The sequence below is a fragment of the Bradyrhizobium sp. JR3.5 genome, assembly GCF_054057015.1.
The window spans coordinates 2,515,831-2,530,250 of record NZ_JBSRYV010000002.1 but is presented as its reverse complement, the minus strand read 5'-3'; the positions used below and the strand labels follow the sequence as shown (position 1 = coordinate 2,530,250).

7 protein-coding genes and 2 pseudogenes are annotated in these 14,420 nt (G+C 65.1%); 5 read left to right on the top strand and 4 right to left on the bottom strand.

Going from position 1 to position 14,420, the window contains the following annotated elements; all coding sequences use genetic code 11:
- Positions 1-7: 7 nt before the first annotated feature.
- Positions 8-682: a response regulator transcription factor gene (locus tag ACVWW1_RS28980; RefSeq protein ID WP_207834446.1), complete on the bottom strand. Its 675-nt coding sequence runs from the start codon at positions 680-682 to the stop codon at positions 8-10.
- Positions 676-2,427 carry a PAS domain-containing sensor histidine kinase gene (locus ACVWW1_RS28975; RefSeq protein WP_456658261.1) on the bottom strand — a complete coding sequence of 584 codons (1,752 nt, stop codon included), beginning with the start codon at positions 2,425-2,427 and terminating at the stop codon, positions 676-678. The genes ACVWW1_RS28980 and ACVWW1_RS28975 overlap by 7 nt, the downstream gene beginning before the upstream one ends.
- 386 nt (positions 2,428-2,813) lie before the next feature.
- On the opposite strand from ACVWW1_RS28975, the gene ACVWW1_RS28970 reads away from it, so the two are divergent.
- The 3 genes and pseudogenes from ACVWW1_RS28970 to ACVWW1_RS28960 all read left to right on the top strand — a co-directional run bounded on the left by ACVWW1_RS28970 (position 2,814) and on the right by ACVWW1_RS28960 (position 6,718).
- Complete coding sequence (locus ACVWW1_RS28970; RefSeq protein ID WP_456658260.1) at positions 2,814-3,080, top strand: hypothetical protein; 267 nt, start codon at positions 2,814-2,816, stop codon at positions 3,078-3,080.
- 325 nt (positions 3,081-3,405) lie between these two features.
- A complete protein-coding gene (locus tag ACVWW1_RS28965) occupies positions 3,406-4,773 on the top strand; it encodes an HlyD family secretion protein (RefSeq protein WP_456658259.1) in 1,368 nt (455 codons plus the stop codon).
- Positions 4,773-6,718 (top strand): annotated as a pseudogene (locus tag ACVWW1_RS28960) (glycosyltransferase). Before ACVWW1_RS28965 ends, ACVWW1_RS28960 begins: the two are co-directional and overlap by 1 nt.
- Before the next feature lie 105 nt (positions 6,719-6,823).
- Here the strand turns inward: ACVWW1_RS28960 and ACVWW1_RS28955 are convergent.
- Positions 6,824-9,621 (bottom strand): annotated as a pseudogene (locus ACVWW1_RS28955) ([protein-PII] uridylyltransferase).
- Positions 9,622-10,055: 434 nt separating this feature from the next.
- On the opposite strand from ACVWW1_RS28955, the gene ACVWW1_RS28950 reads away from it, so the two are divergent.
- The gene (locus ACVWW1_RS28950) at positions 10,056-10,565 is read left to right on the top strand and encodes an OsmC family protein (protein WP_456658258.1); all 510 of its coding nucleotides are present in this window, start codon (positions 10,056-10,058) and stop codon (positions 10,563-10,565) included.
- A gap of 183 nt (positions 10,566-10,748) precedes the next feature.
- The gene (locus tag ACVWW1_RS28945; protein WP_456658257.1) at positions 10,749-11,549 is read left to right on the top strand and encodes a hypothetical protein; all 801 of its coding nucleotides are present in this window, start codon (positions 10,749-10,751) and stop codon (positions 11,547-11,549) included.
- Between the two features lie 99 nt (positions 11,550-11,648).
- Here the strand turns inward: ACVWW1_RS28945 and mutS are convergent, their stop codons facing one another.
- Positions 11,649-14,375: a DNA mismatch repair protein MutS gene (gene mutS, locus ACVWW1_RS28940; RefSeq protein WP_456658256.1), complete on the bottom strand. Its 2,727-nt coding sequence runs from the start codon at positions 14,373-14,375 to the stop codon at positions 11,649-11,651.
- Positions 14,376-14,420 lie beyond the last annotated feature (45 nt).

The following is a 14,420-nucleotide window of genomic DNA, read 5'->3' as shown; positions in this document are numbered from 1 at the left end:
ATCATACTTAGGTTTGCGCGCCGCCGGATGCCTGCTTGATCCCGAGGATCTGCGCCATCCTGACCAGATCAGGCAACGACTTCGCCGCCATTTTCCGCATAATGTGCCCACGGTGTATCTTGACTGTGATCTCGGCTACGCCGATCTCGGCGGCGACCTGCTTGTTCATGAGCCCCGCGGTGACGAGGCTCATGATCTGGCGCTCGCGAGGGGTCAGGGTCGCGAAGGCTGCGCGCAGGTTCGCGACCGCCCTGGCCTCATGGCGGCGCGTTCTGTCGCGTTCGATCGCAGTCGTGACGGCATCCAGCATGTCCTGATCGCGGAACGGCTTGGTCAGGAAGTCGACGGCTCCGGCCTTCATGGCTCTGACCGTCATCGGGATATCGCCATGGCCGGTCATGAAGATGATCGGAATATGAATGTCGGCCCTGGCCAGCTCCGCCTGGAAGTCGAGGCCGCTCAGCCGAGGCAGCCTGATGTCCAGGATCAGGCAGCTCGGAACATCGGGGAGCGTCTGCTGCAGAAATTCATGGGCCGACCCGAACGCCGTGTTCCGCAGGCCGACCGACCGGAAAAGATTGCTCAGCGAGTCTCGCACCGACAAATCGTCGTCGACGATGAACACGATCGGATCCTCGACGTTCGCGAGGGCGGAGGGCGATGCCGCGCGTCCAATCACCATGCATGACCCTCCTGACGCAGCGGCAGGGTGAACTGGAACGTCGTGCCGGGGCCGATATTTCTGGACACGGACAGGCGCCCTCGGTGGGCTTCGACGATCGAGCGGCAGATCGACAACCCCATTCCCATGCCGCTGGCTTTGGTGGTGTAGAAGGCGTCAAACAGCCGCTCGGCATTCTCCGTCGCAACCCCGACACCACAGTCGGTGACCGTGACCAGGATCTGCCCGGTATCGTCATGGCGGGTCCGGATCACGAGTTCCCGTGGCCTGTCCGTGACCGGCTGCATTGCCTCGATGCCATTGACGACGAGGTTGAGGATGACTTGCTGCAGCTGGATGCGGTCGGCGACGACGGGCGGGAGCGCGGCAGCGAGGTCCAGCTGCAGGGATACAAGGTGGCTCTGCAGTTCATGCTGCACCAGGCCGATCACCTCGTTGATGGCTTCATTGATGTCGAGCGGCGCCATCTGACCGGTTGTCTTGTTCATCAGGGCGCGGACGCGCTGGATGACCTCGCCGGCCCGGTTGCCGTCGCTGATAATCGACCTGACCGCCCCGCGCGCTTCATTCAGATCGGGAGCCGCCCGGTCGAGCCAGCGCAGGCATGCCGCAGCGTTGGCGACCACGGCGGCAAGCGGCTGGTTCACTTCATGGGCGATCGATGCGGCGAGCTCGCCGAGTGCCGTCACGCGCGTGACGTGCGCGAGGTTGGTCTGTGCTTCATGCAACTCCGCCTCGGCTCGCTTGCGGGCGGTCACGTCGGTCACCGCTCCGATGAATTCGGTGTCGCCCGAGGGGGTGGTCACCGCATGCGCCCTGGCGTGAACATATTTGATCGCGCCGTCCGGCATCAGCAATCGGTAGCCGTGCTCGAAGTTCTTGCCGTCGAGCGAGGCACTGTCGACGGTCCGTTGCACGCGGGTGCGATCATCCGGATGGATGCGCTGAAGGACCGTGGCATGCTTGATGGAAGGAGCCCTGTCGAATCCGAAGATCCTGAACGTCTCTTCCGACCAGATCACCTCACCGCTGGCGACGTGCCAGCCAAAGCTGCCGGTGTGGCTCAATCGCTGGGCTTCGCTCAGGTACATCTCGCTCTGCTGCAGCGCGTTTTCGGCTTGTTTGCGCTCGGTGATATCCTCGCATGCGATCAGGACGATCAATCGATCGTCCTGCCGCCGCACGGCCTTGGCATTTTCACGAACCCAAAGTCTTGAGCCGTCCTTGCGGACCTTCCGGATTTCCCAATTGTGGGTTTGGCCGATGTTGTCGAGGCACGCCGCGACGTTGCGCTGGACCGTCTGATGGTCTTCGGCGGCAAAGACCCGCAGCACGGATTGTCCAAGCAATTCGTCGGCGGTGTAGCCGAGTTGTGCCGCGCCGAACGTGTTGACCGACAGCACGAGACCCGTGGCGTCGACCATGAAGTACATGACCGGGTTGTGCTCGAACACCTCCTTCCATTGAGCTTCGCTGTTCCGCAGGGCCTCTACCGCGCGCTCTTCGCCGCTGGCCCGGCCGCGCAACATGGCTTCCATCTGCCTGTGGGTGCGCGCCACCACCCCCATCATCAGCAACGCGGCGGCAAGCGACGCGATCAGCAGCGCCAGGGCAATCAGATGGGCGGAAGCTGCAGGCTGCGGACCAAGCAGCAGCCCGATGCAGGTTGCGGCCAAAGCCAGCACCATGCCGCCGAGCAGCCATTGCTCGGCCGACCAGGGCCTCGTGGTCGGGATGCGCATCATTGGCAGCACCAGCACTTGGCCGTTCAGCACTTGGCCATCATGGGCCGCGCTGCGTCGCTAGGTGACCGCTACCATCAGCGGCGACAACGTCGCCCTCCTAACAAACTGCATACTAGCAGCTTTCTCGACGTCCGAACGGGATCGTGGGGGCGATTTTAGCGATCCACTCGCGTGGCGTGAGATCGCGCGGAAAGCGCAATCGCCGGACGAACTCAGGCCCAGGTTGCGGCTAAACCAAGGTATGTCGTCCCCATCCGAATGTAACGGCCGGATCAACCTCCGTTCAATGGCCCGTTTCCTCCCGGTGGCTACGCTTATTGGGTAACTCGATGACAGTAGATGCCTTTCGGGGTTCAACAATCGCCAATCAGAGACGGGAGATTGAAATGCCCAACACGCGCCTGCATCTGATCCTTTGCTCCGACGACGTCGCGCGCGAGACGACGCCTCAGAGACGTAACCGCAGCTTTCAGCCCTCCGTGATCGACGGCGGCAAGCAAGCAGCGCCCGTGCAGGCTGACAATTCGTGGATCGATCTGCTCGACGTCTTCGATTTGAGCGTTGTGCTCTGTCAGGCGAGCTACCTGGCCTTGCTGGGGGCAAGCCTCGCGGCGCTGCAGCCGCAATTGAACGTGCCGGATCCAGGGTCGTAGCCCGCTCTGGATCTAAGTCCGGCAGGCTGCCGGGACCGACGCGCTGGCTGCTCACGCCTGGGTCGCGCAAAGTGGGTCCGACAACAGCCTCCGTGAGAGCCCGGAATCCACTCCCCGTCTAGCCCCGGCCCTGATGGATTCCGGGCTCAGTCCCTGCAGGTGCATTGAGCTCCTGAACGTGACAAATTGCAGCAGTTTTTCCGAAAGATGGCCGGTTCGCTTTAGCCGCTTCTGAAGCACCTGATTATTGGATCTGTCGGGCCACAACATCGCTCCGCCGAGTTGTGCGTTGGTTTGCGCACTGACAGTTCAGGGGCCGGTCATCATGAATCAGGCACAGCCGCAGAAGCCGCTTCCCGAAGGCGATATTTCCGTCATCAAGGACGAGGAAGCGGGCGCGCGGGGATTGCAGCGCGACTTGCAGGGCCGCTTGCAGCCGGCGGACGACGAGCCGGTCAGCGAGCCTGTCAATGATAGCGCCCCCCATCCCGAAGCGCCTGCAGGCTCGGGCCGGTGGGTTCGACGCCTGCTCAAGGTCGGCATTGGCCTCGCCCTCGTCGCGATCTTCGGATGGCTGCCGCTGAAAGCCGTGCTGCAGACCTCGAGCGTCGAGGCCGTGGTCAATGCCAGGATCGTGACCCTGCGCTCGCCGATCGACGGCACCGTGAGTGCGAAGCCGCAGAGCTCCACGCAGCTCAGTGTGGTCCACGAAGGCGATACGATCCTTCATGTCGTCAACGCGCGCGGCGATCGGGTGCGGCTCGACGATCTCCGGCGGCAGATGTCCCGGATGGAGAATGAGCGCCCGAGTCTCGCCGCAAAGCTTGCGGCCGCCGAGACGTCGCAACAGGACCTCGCGCGCCAGGCGGCCCAGTTCCGCGACGGCCGCATCCTCCAGCTCGAGGCGCGCATCGCCGAAATCCAGACCGCGATCGAGGCCGCGGCCGCGCGACGGGAAGAAGCGACGGCGGCGGTTGAACGCGCCTCGTCGCTGATCAAATCGGGCAGCGTCTCGACGGTCGAAATGGCCCGGCTGACGCGCGAGCAGGCGATCGCCCATCAGACCGAGATAGGCGCGCAGCGCCGGCTCGACGCCGCCAAGGTCGAACTCACCGCGGCAAGGAACGGTACCTATCTTGGCGACAGCTACAATGACCGGCCGAGTTCCGTGCAACGCGAAGAGGAGATGCGCCAGCGCGTCAGCGATCTGCGCGCCGATCTGGTGCATTCCGATGCGGAGATCGACTGGCTCACCCACGAGATTGCCTCGGAGCAATTGCACTACATTAACCGGGCGGAAGCCGACATCAAGGCGCCGGTCGGCGGACGCATCTGGGAGATGATGACGTCGCCGGGCGAGGACGTCAGGGCCGGGCAGCCCCTGCTCAAGCTGCTTGATTGCAGCGGTGCGGTGGTCACCGCCAATGTCACCGAAGGCGTCTATAACCGCCTCAGGCTTGGTGAGCAGGCGAGCTTTGAGCCGAACGACGGCAGCGCTTCGATCAAGGGTGAGATCGTCAACCTCACCGGTGCATCGGGGGCGCCCGCGAACCTTGCGATCAATCCGGATGCGCTGAACAAGGAACCGTACCGGGTGACGGTCTCGATGCCGGAACTCGATACCACGGGCAAGGAATGCGCAGTCGGCCGCACCGGGCGGGTGGTGTTCAACACGGACGCGGCAAAGTCATGATGGCGGCATTCGCGCCCGAGGCTGGTCGCCTTCGGCGCCTGTCTTGCGATCCTGCCGCTGCTCCGGCGCGAGCAGACGCTGGGGCGCGTCATGATGACCGGCATATCGTTCCTGCTGCTGTTGCACTACTTCGTCTGGCGGGTGACCCAGACCTTGCCGCCGTTGGGGCTCACCGCCGACGCGGTGGTCGGCTATCCCTTCGTGGCGGCCGAGGCGGCCTCGATGATCGCGGTGTGCCTGTCGCTGCTGTTCCTCAGCCGCACCATCGACCGCTCGCCCGAGGTCAATGCCATCCTGCGCCGGTCCAGGGCGCCGACGGATGCCCCGCTCGTCGACGTCTTCATCTGCACCTACAATGAGGAGAAAGCGATCCTCGAGCGCACCATCATCGGCGCCACCGGGCTGAACTATCCCAACTATCGCGTCTGGGTGCTCGACGACGGGCGGCGGGTCTGGCTGCGCCGGCTCGCCCAGGAGCTCGGCTGCAATTACCTGACCCGTCCGGACAACCGCCACGCCAAAGGCCGGCAACATCAATCATGCGCTCCAGCACGTATCCGCCCTGCCGGACCGCCCGGAGTTCATCTCGATCCTCGATGCGGATTTTGTCCCGATGCCGGACTTCCTGACGCGGGCGATGAGCCTGATGCAGGACGGCACCGTCGGCGTCGTGCAGACGCCGCAGCACTTCATCAATCCGGATCCGATCCAGACCAATCTCGCCGCAACCGACGTCTGGCCCGACGAACAGCGTTTCTTCTTCGACATCCTGATGCCGGCCAAGGACGCCTGGGGCACGGCATTTTGCTGCGGCACCTCATCGCTGATCCGCTTTTCCGGCCTGATGCAGATCGGCGGCTTTCCGACCGATTCGGTGACGGAGGATTATCTCGTCACGCTGCGCCTGAAGGAAAGGGGATTGCGCACGGTCTATCTCAACGAGCGCCTGACCATCGGACTCGCGCCGGAGGGATTGAAGGAATACATCACGCAGCGCGGGCGCTGGTGTCTCGGCTTCATGCAGATCTTCAGGGGTCGCAGCGGGCCGTTCTCGCGGCAATCGAAGCTCGCCTTCATGGACCGGCTGTCGCTGGTCGACGCCTTCATGAGCTGGGCGGCGGTCTATGGCACCAAGGTTTTCGGCCTCGTCGTGCCGTGGCTCTATCTGCTGTTCGGCATCAAGGCGGTTCACGCCGATCTGTTCGAGCTTCTGAAGTACTTCATGCCGTTCTATGTCTGGCACGCCTTCACCATGGCCTGGATCTCGCGCGGTCGCTCGCTCGCGATCATGACCGACGTGTCGCAATACATCGCCGCCCCCGCGGTCCTGAAGGCGGTCGTGACCGGCCTCGCCAAGCCGCAAGGCCACAAGTTCAAGGTGACGGCCAAGGGCGGCGACCGCAATCGCCGCTTCATCGAGTGGCCGCTGCTGCGGCTCTATGGCAGCGCCTTGCTCATCACGCTGCTGGCGATCGCCTACGCATTCATCCTGCATCTGCGCGGCGACAGCATCGCCTATGGCGGGCTGGCGCTGGCCTGGAGCCTCTATAATTGCGTCGTGCTCGCGATCGTGTGCTTCATTTGCATCGAGCAGCCGCGGCGTCGCAAGGCCGAGCGCTTCGAACGTGACGAGCCGATCCTGATTCACGAAGGTACGGAGCCGCGGCTGGTCCGGATGGTCGACATTTCGATCTCGGGCGCGCGCTTCATCGATCCCGCCCCTCCCGCAATCGGCGCCTCGATCAAGTGCAATGTCTACGGACAGAACGTGGCCGCGCTCGTGGTCCGCCGCACCCGCGATGGCTTCGGCGTCCGTTTCGAGGACGCGGTTGCGACGCGGATCAATGTCGTGCGCGCATTCTATGCCGGCGAATATGTCCGCGCCTTCCGCAGTGTCCGCGCAGCGCCGGTCGGCAAGGCCCTGCTGATGCGGCTGTTCGGCTAGACTAGAGCGGTATGAATGAGGTGGGCCTGCAGCAGTTCCATCCGTCGTCATTCCCCGATGCGCAATTGCGCATACGGGGAATGACGAGTGGAGAGAGGCGACGCGTCAAGCCGCCGGCTTCGCCGCCTGGTCCTCGGTCGACAACAGATGCAGCAGCGCGCTCTTGATCGCGGCCTGCCGGGTCGGCGCGGTGATCTGGGCGCCGAGCAGGTCGGTGACATAGAACACGTCGCGGGCGCGCTCGCCGAAGGTCGCGACATGCGCCGAGGCGATGTTGAGGTTGAGCTTCGAGATCGCGGTGGTCAGCTGGTAGAGCAGGCCGGGGCGGTCGAGGCCGGAGACCTCGATCACGGTGTAGCGGTCGGACCACTGGTTGTTGATGGTCACTTCGGGCTCGACGACGAATGGCCGCGCCTTGCTGCGCACCGCGCGCTTCGCCACCGCCTCCGGCAGCCTGAGCTTGCCTTCCAGCACCTGCTCGATCATCTCGCCGATCCGCGTCGCGCGGCGGCCTTCGTCATCGTCGCGATCGTATTCGCGCGAGATCGAGATGGTGTCGAGCGCGCGGCCATCGGTCGTGGTGTAGATCTGCGCGTCGACGATGTTGGCGCCGGCGGAGGCGCAGGCGCCGGCGATGATCGACAGCAGCCAGGGATGGTCGGTCGCCAGAATCGTGAGCTCGGTGACGGCACGGACCTCGTCGAAGCCGACATTGATCGCGAGCTTGTGGCCGGCCTGCTCGCTGGCGCGGATGAAGCGCGCCTGGCGGATCTTGCGTTGCAGCTCGACCTTGAGCCAGTACGCCGGGTAGTGCCGGCCGATATAGGCGTTGAGCTCGACCTCCGGCCATTCGGTGAAGGCGCGGCGGAACTCGGCCTGCGCCACCGCGATGCGCTGGGCGCGGTTGACCTCGGAGAAGCCGCCGGTCAGCACCGGCTCTGTTTCATAGTACAGCGTGCGCAGGAGCTGCGCCTTCCAGCCGTTCCAGACACCGGGGCCGACGCCGCGGATGTCGGCGGTGGTCAGGATCGTGAGCAGCTTCATCTGCTCGACCGACTGCACCACGGCGGCGAAATTCTCGATGGTCTTGCGGTCCGACAGATCGCGCGATTGCGCCACCGTCGACATCGTCAGATGTTCCTCGATCAGCCACGCCACCAGCTCGGTATCGGCGGCAGAGAGGCCGAGCCGCGGGCATAGCCGCCGCGCCACCTTGGCGCCGGCGATCGAGTGATCTTCCGGCCTGCCCTTGGCGATGTCGTGCAGCAGGGTCGCGATATAGATCACCGGGCGGTGCTCAGGACGAATTTTGCGGAACAGGTCGCTGGCGACCGTGAACTCCTCGTTGCCGCCGCGCTCGATGTCCTGCAGGAAGCCGATGCAGCGGAGCAGATGCTCGTCCACCGTATAGTGGTGGTACATGTTGAACTGCATCATCGACACGATCTTGCCGAAGGCGCGGATGAAATGGCCGAGCACGCCGGTCTCGTTCATCCGCCGCAGCACGGTCTCCGCATCGTTCGAGGTCAGGATCTCCATGAACAGGCGGTTGGCTTCCTCGTTGTCGCGGAGCTGGGTGTTGATCAGCTTCAGCGAGCGCGTCACCGTACGCATCGCATCGGGATGGAAGGCGAGGTTGTTCTGCTGCGCGAGGCGGAAGATCCGGATCAGGTTGACCGGATCGTGCTTGAACACATCAGGGGCGGCGAGGTTGATGCGGTTGTTGTCGACGATGAAGTCGTCGCTGCCGGCCACCCGCCGCCGCTTGGTGCCGGGCCGCAGCCGCGCCACCATCCGGCTCAGCACCGGCGCCGGCTTGTTATGCTCCTCCTCGAGCTTGGCGCACAGGATCGCGGTGAGGTCGCCGACGTCTTTCGCGATCAGGAAGTAGTGCTTCATGAAGCGCTCGACGTCCTGCATGCCGGGATGCGAGGTGTAGCCGAGGCGCACCGCGATCTCGCGCTGCATGTCGAACGACAGCCGCTCCTCGGCGCGTCCGGCGAAGAAGTGCAAATTGCAGCGCACCGACCACAGGAAGTCGGCGCAGCGGCGGAAGGTGCGGTACTCCTGTGCGTCGAACACGCCGCGTTCCAGCAGCTCGTCGGTCTCGCGCACGCGGTAGACGTATTTCGCGATCCAGAACAGCGTATGCAGGTCGCGCAGGCCGCCCTTGCCGTCCTTGACGTTGGGCTCGACCAGATAGCGCGACTGGCCGGCGCGGCGATGCCGCTCCTCGCGCTCGGCGAGCTTGGCGGTGACGAATTCCGCAGCGGTGCCCTGCACCACTTCCTTGTCGAAGCGTTCGACCAGCTCGTCATAGAGCGGCTGGTCGCCGGTCAGGAAGCGGGTCTCCAGGATCGCGGTGCGGATCGTCATGTCGCCGCGCGCCTGGCGGATCGATTCGTCGACCGAGCGCGTGGCGTGGCCGACCTTCAGCCCCATGTCCCAGAGGCAATAGAGGATGGCTTCGGCGACCTGCTCGCCCCAGGCGGTCTGCTTGTAGGGCAGGATGAACAAGAGATCGATGTCGGATTCCGGCGCCATCAACCCGCGGCCATAGCCGCCGGTCGCGAGCTCACCACCGCCATGCGTTCGGCGCCCGAGGGGATCGGCGAGTGATAGAGATGCCGGGTCGCCGCCGCGTAGAGGATGCGGATGATCTCGTCCTGCACGAAGCACAGCCGTTCGGCGCAGCGGCGGCCGTGGCGGTCCTTCAGCAGCAGCTCCTGCGCCGTGGCGCGCGCCGTGATCAGCTCGGCCTTGAGCAGCTGCGCCATCGCGGCGCGGAACTGGTCCTCGCGGCCGGCATGCTGTTCGGCGAGTGCATTGACCGCCGCGGTGATCCGCTCGGTCTCGAAACGACCATCCGCTTCAGGGCGGACTTCGGCTACGACGCTGTCCATACGTTCATCCGATATCGGACGGAGCTGTTGCTGTCACTGACCAAAGTATATGGACAGCAGCTCCATGCTCTCGTGGCGGCGCTTCGCGCAAGACCACTTCCGCGCCATCTGGTGAAGGGTAGAGATTTTCCCGATGATCGCAAGTCTAACTCCTTGAATTAAATGATTGTTTCTTGGTTCGCGCGAGCCGATCCGCCGATGCAGAAATTTCCCGGCGCGCTTGGAGCTCAACGACGGCATCATCTCGGTGCAGCCGGCCAGCTCCAACAAAGGCGCTCGAATTCCTCGACGCCGGTGTGATCGATCTCGGCTTGACCGGACCGCTTGCGCGATCTCACCGCTAAATCCAGCGCCAGCGAGGCGATGTGGTGGTGACATCCGCTCTTGAAGGTCTTACATCCGAAGACCAAGAAGAATAGCCGGGAGACAAGTCCATGGACTCCGCCGAACTCCGCGCAATGCAGGCTCCGATCAAGGAGCGCTACAAGGCCGACCCCTCGGCCGCCGTGATCACGCTGAAGGCCAAGGGCACGATCGACAGCGAAAGTCTTTCCTGCAAGGTCGAAACCGGCCGCGCGCTCGCGGTCGCCGGCCTGCATCCCGCCACCGGCGGCTCCGGGCTCGAGCTCTGCTCCGGCGACATGCTGCTGGAGGCGCTGGTCGCCTGCGCCGGCGTCACGCTGAAATCGGTCGCGACTGCCGTCGAGGTGCCGCTGAAGGTCGGCAACGTCTTCGCCGAAGGCGATCTCGATTTCCGCGGCACGCTCGGCGTCGACAAGGAGGCCCCGGTCGGCTTCCGCGAGATCCGCCTGCGCTTCGACGTCGGCACCGACGCGCCGCAAGACAAGCTCGACCTGCTGCTGAAGCTCACCGAGCGTTATTGCGTGGTCTACCAGACCATCAAGAACGGCCCGAAAGTGTCGGTCACGATGCAGCGGGTGTGATGTCTCGCTTACCCTCCCCTGGAGGGGGAGGGTCGACGCGAATGCAATGAGCGGCGGGGTGGGGTGAAAGTCTCTCCACCCGATCAGCACCCGTGTTGAGAGATCACCCCACCTCGTTTCGCATTTCGCTGCGCTACATGCGAAACGATCCTCCCCCTCCAGGGGAGGATAAGAAAAGAAGAAATGTCCCCCGAACTCCACTTCGTCCTGCTCCTTGTGCTGCGCATGGCGGTTGCCGCCGCCTTCGTGGTCAGCGCGTCCATCATCACGGAACGTTCGGGGCCGGTGATCGGCGCGCTGATCGCAACCCTGCCGATCTCGGCCGGGCCGTCCTACACCTTCCTTGCGCTCGACCATGACGCCGCCTTCATCGCCGAGGGCGCGCTGTCGAGCCTGCCGGTCAATGCGGCGACGATCTTCATGGGCCTCACCTATGTCGTGCTGGCGCAGCGCTTCAGCATGTGGATCAGCGCGGGAAGCGCGATCGCATTGTGGCTCGTGCTCGGCACCATCATCCGCCAGTTCGCGTGGACACTCGCCGGCGGGCTGATCCTCAATGCCATAGCGTTTGCGATCTGCATTCCGCTGCTGAGGCCTTATCGGCACGTCGCAAAGATGCCGCTCATCGCGCGGCGCTGGTACGACATCCCGCTGCGCGCTGCGCTGGTCGCAAGCCTGGTCGGCACGGTCGTCACTGCGTCGACCTGGGTCGGTCCGCGCGTTACCGGCGTGATCGCGCTATTTCCGATCGTGTTCTCCTCGATGATGCTGATCCTGCATCCGCGGATCGGCGGCCCCGCGACCGCCGCCGTGCTCGCCAATAGCGCCTGGGGTCTGCTCGGCTTCGGTCTCGGCATCGCCGTGCTGCACGTCGCGGTGCTGCAATTCGGCTCGCCCATCGGCCTCTGCTGCGCGCTCGCCACCTGCATCGCGTGGAACCTGGCGCTGTGGCAGATCGGGCGAAGGAAGAGCAGGAAAGCGTAGCCACGTCATTGCGAGGAGCGCAGCGACGAAGCAATCCATCTCTCCGCGTATGTGGAACGATGGATTGCTTCGCTTCGCTCGCAATGACGATGGAGAGCGCTACCCCTTCGGCAGTTTCGCCCGCAATGCATACAGCGCATCCAGCGCTTCGCGCGGTGACATCTCGTCGGGATGCAGCGCCTTCACCGCCTCGACCAGCAAATCCGCCTCGCTCGGCGGCTTGTCCTCACTTGCGGCGCGGGAGGGCACGGCGAACAGCGGCAGGTCATCGGCAAGCGCGCGGGCGGTCTGGCCGCGATCCTGGGCCTCGAGTTTCGCCAGCACTGATTTGGCGCGCGTGATCACGGCGGGCGGCAGGCCGGCGAGTTTTGCGACCTGGATGCCGTAGGAGCGGTCGGCGGAGCCCGGCAGCACCTCGTGCAGGAACACGACGTCGCCCTGCCACTCCTTCACCCGCACCGTGGCGTTGAACATCCGCGGCAGCTTGGCCGAGAGCGCGGTCAGCTCGTGATAGTGGGTGGCAAAGAGCGTGCGGCAGCGGTTGCTCTCGTGCAGATGCTCGATCGCGGCCCAAGCGATCGACAGGCCGTCGAAGGTCGCCGTTCCCCGGCCGATCTCGTCGAGGATCACCAGCGATCGCTCGCTCGCCTGGTTCAGGATTACGGCGGTTTCGACCATCTCGACCATGAAGGTCGAGCGTCCGCGCGCAAGATCGTCGGCGGCGCCGACGCGCGAGAACAGCCGGTCGACGATGCCGAGCCGCGCCCGCGACGCCGGCACATAAGAGCCGATCTGCGCCAGCAGCGCGATCAGCGCATTCTGGCGCAGGAAGGTCGATTTGCCGGCCATGTTCGGACCGGTGATCAGCCAGAGCTGGCCGGATTTCTGTCCGGGCGCGGGCGACAGATCGCAGGCATTGGCAATGAACGGCTGGCCGTCGCGCTTCAGCGCCTGCTCGACCACCGGATGGCGGCCGCCCTCGATCGCAAAGCCGAGCGAGCCGTCGACGTCGGGCCGCACGTAATTGTCGTCGATCGCAAGCTTCGCCAGCGAGGTCGCGACGTCGAGCATCGCAAAGGCATGCGCGGCGTTGCGCAGATCGTCGCTGGCGGCGAGCGCCATCGCGCTCAGCCGCTCGAAGATCTCGAGCTCGAGATTGAGCGCGCGCTCGCCGGCGTTGGCGATCTTGGCCTCGGTCTCGCCGAGTTCCGAGGTGGTGAAGCGAACCTGTCCGGCCAGCGTCTGGCGATGGATGAAGGTCGCATTGAGGGGCGGCGCGAACAGCTTGTCGCCGTGCTGCGCGGTGACCTCGACGAAATAGCCCAGCACATTGTTGTGCCGGATCTTCAGCGTCTTGATGCAGGTGTCCTCGGCGTAGCGCGCCTGCATCGCGGCGACGACGAGGCGCGACGCATCGCGCAGGTTCCGGCTTTCGTCGAGCGCGGCCTCATAACCTTCGCGGACGAAGCCGCCGTCGCGCTTGATCAGCGGCAATTGCTCGGAGAGTGCGCGGGAGAATTCCTGCGCCAGATCGCGTGACGGACGCTGTAGCGCCGCCATCACGGTCGAGATTTCGGCCGGGGGACTAGCGAGCTGCGCCAGCAGCTCCAGCGCCTGGTCGGCGGCGAGGATGCCGTCACGCAGGCTGGCGAGGTCGCGCGGCCCGCCGCGGCCGACCGAGAGCCGCGCCAACGCGCGCGACATATCGGGTGCCGCGCGCAGCACGGTTCTGATGTCCTCGCGCGCCGCGGAATCCGCGACGAAGGCGGACACGGCATCGAGCCGCCGCGCGATCACGGCAACATCGGTGAGCGGTGCGGCAAGGCGCTGCGCGAGGAGGCGCGAGCCAGCCGCAGTGACGGTGCAGTCGATCGCATCGAGCAGCGAGCCGCGGCGCTCGCCGGCTAGCGTGCGCGTCAGTTCGAGATTGGCCCGGGTCGCCGGGTCGATCGCCATCGTGGTGCCGGCGGCCTCGCGCGCCGGCGGCGACAGCGGCGGACGTTTGCCGACCTGGGTGCGGTCGATATAGGTGACGGCGGCGGCGGCGGCGGTCGCCTCCAGCCGCGACATCGCGGAGAGACCGTCCATGGTCGCGACCGCGAAATAGTCGCACAGCCGCCGCTCGGCGGTGGCGCTGTCGAACACGTCGCGGGTCAGCGGCGTCACCGACGGCAGCTCGCGCAAGGTCGGCGCGAGCTCGTTGTCGCTGTAGAGCGCGTCGGTGACGATGGCCTCGTTCGGATTGATGCGCGCCAGCGTTGCCGCAAGCTCCGCGGTCGCGCACTCCGTCACCATGAATTCCGAGGTCGAGATGTCGATCCAGGCAAGACCAAGCCGATCCGCGCCGGCCGAGCCGCGGGCGCGAGCGATCGCGATCAGGTAATTGTTGGTGCGGGCGTCGAGCAGCGTGTCTTCGGTCAACGTGCCCGGCGTCACCAGCCGCACCACGCCGCGGCGGACCACACTCTTGTTGCCGCGAGCCTTTGCCTCCGCGGGATTTTCGGTCTGCTCGCACACCGCGACGCGGTGCCCGGCGCCGATCAGGCGATGCAGATAGTCCTCGGAACGTTCGACCGGCACGCCGCACATCGGGATGTCCATGCCCTGGTGCTTGCCGCGCTTGGTCAGCACGATGCCGAGCGTCTTCGAGGCGATCTCCGCGTCCTCGAAGAATAGCTCGTAGAAATCGCCCATCCGGTAGAACAGCAACAGGCCGGGATGGGCCGCCTTGATCTCCAGATACTGTTCCATCATCGGCGTGACGCGCGACGGCGCCTCGGCGGCTGTGGCTTCGGGCGGAACGGGGATGGGCTGCTGAATGGTCATGAGGGAGCGGAAACTACAAAATTTCGTCGCGCGGTCCTATCCAAG

What these genes read in the sequence shown, in the direction of transcription:
- ACVWW1_RS28980 (WP_207834446.1), bottom strand. Translation starts at nt 682, where the DNA reads ATGGTGATTGGACGCGCGGCATCGCCCTCCGCCCTCGCGAACGTCGAG.
- ACVWW1_RS28975 (WP_456658261.1), bottom strand. Translation starts at nt 2,427, where the DNA reads ATGATGCGCATCCCGACCACGAGGCCCTGGTCGGCCGAGCAATGGCTG.
- ACVWW1_RS28970 (WP_456658260.1), top strand. Translation starts at nt 2,814, where the DNA reads ATGCCCAACACGCGCCTGCATCTGATCCTTTGCTCCGACGACGTCGCG.
- ACVWW1_RS28965 (WP_456658259.1), top strand. Translation starts at nt 3,406, where the DNA reads ATGAATCAGGCACAGCCGCAGAAGCCGCTTCCCGAAGGCGATATTTCC.
- ACVWW1_RS28950 (WP_456658258.1), top strand. Translation starts at nt 10,056, where the DNA reads ATGGACTCCGCCGAACTCCGCGCAATGCAGGCTCCGATCAAGGAGCGC.
- ACVWW1_RS28945 (WP_456658257.1), top strand. Translation starts at nt 10,749, where the DNA reads ATGTCCCCCGAACTCCACTTCGTCCTGCTCCTTGTGCTGCGCATGGCG.
- mutS (WP_456658256.1), bottom strand. Translation starts at nt 14,375, where the DNA reads ATGACCATTCAGCAGCCCATCCCCGTTCCGCCCGAAGCCACAGCCGCC.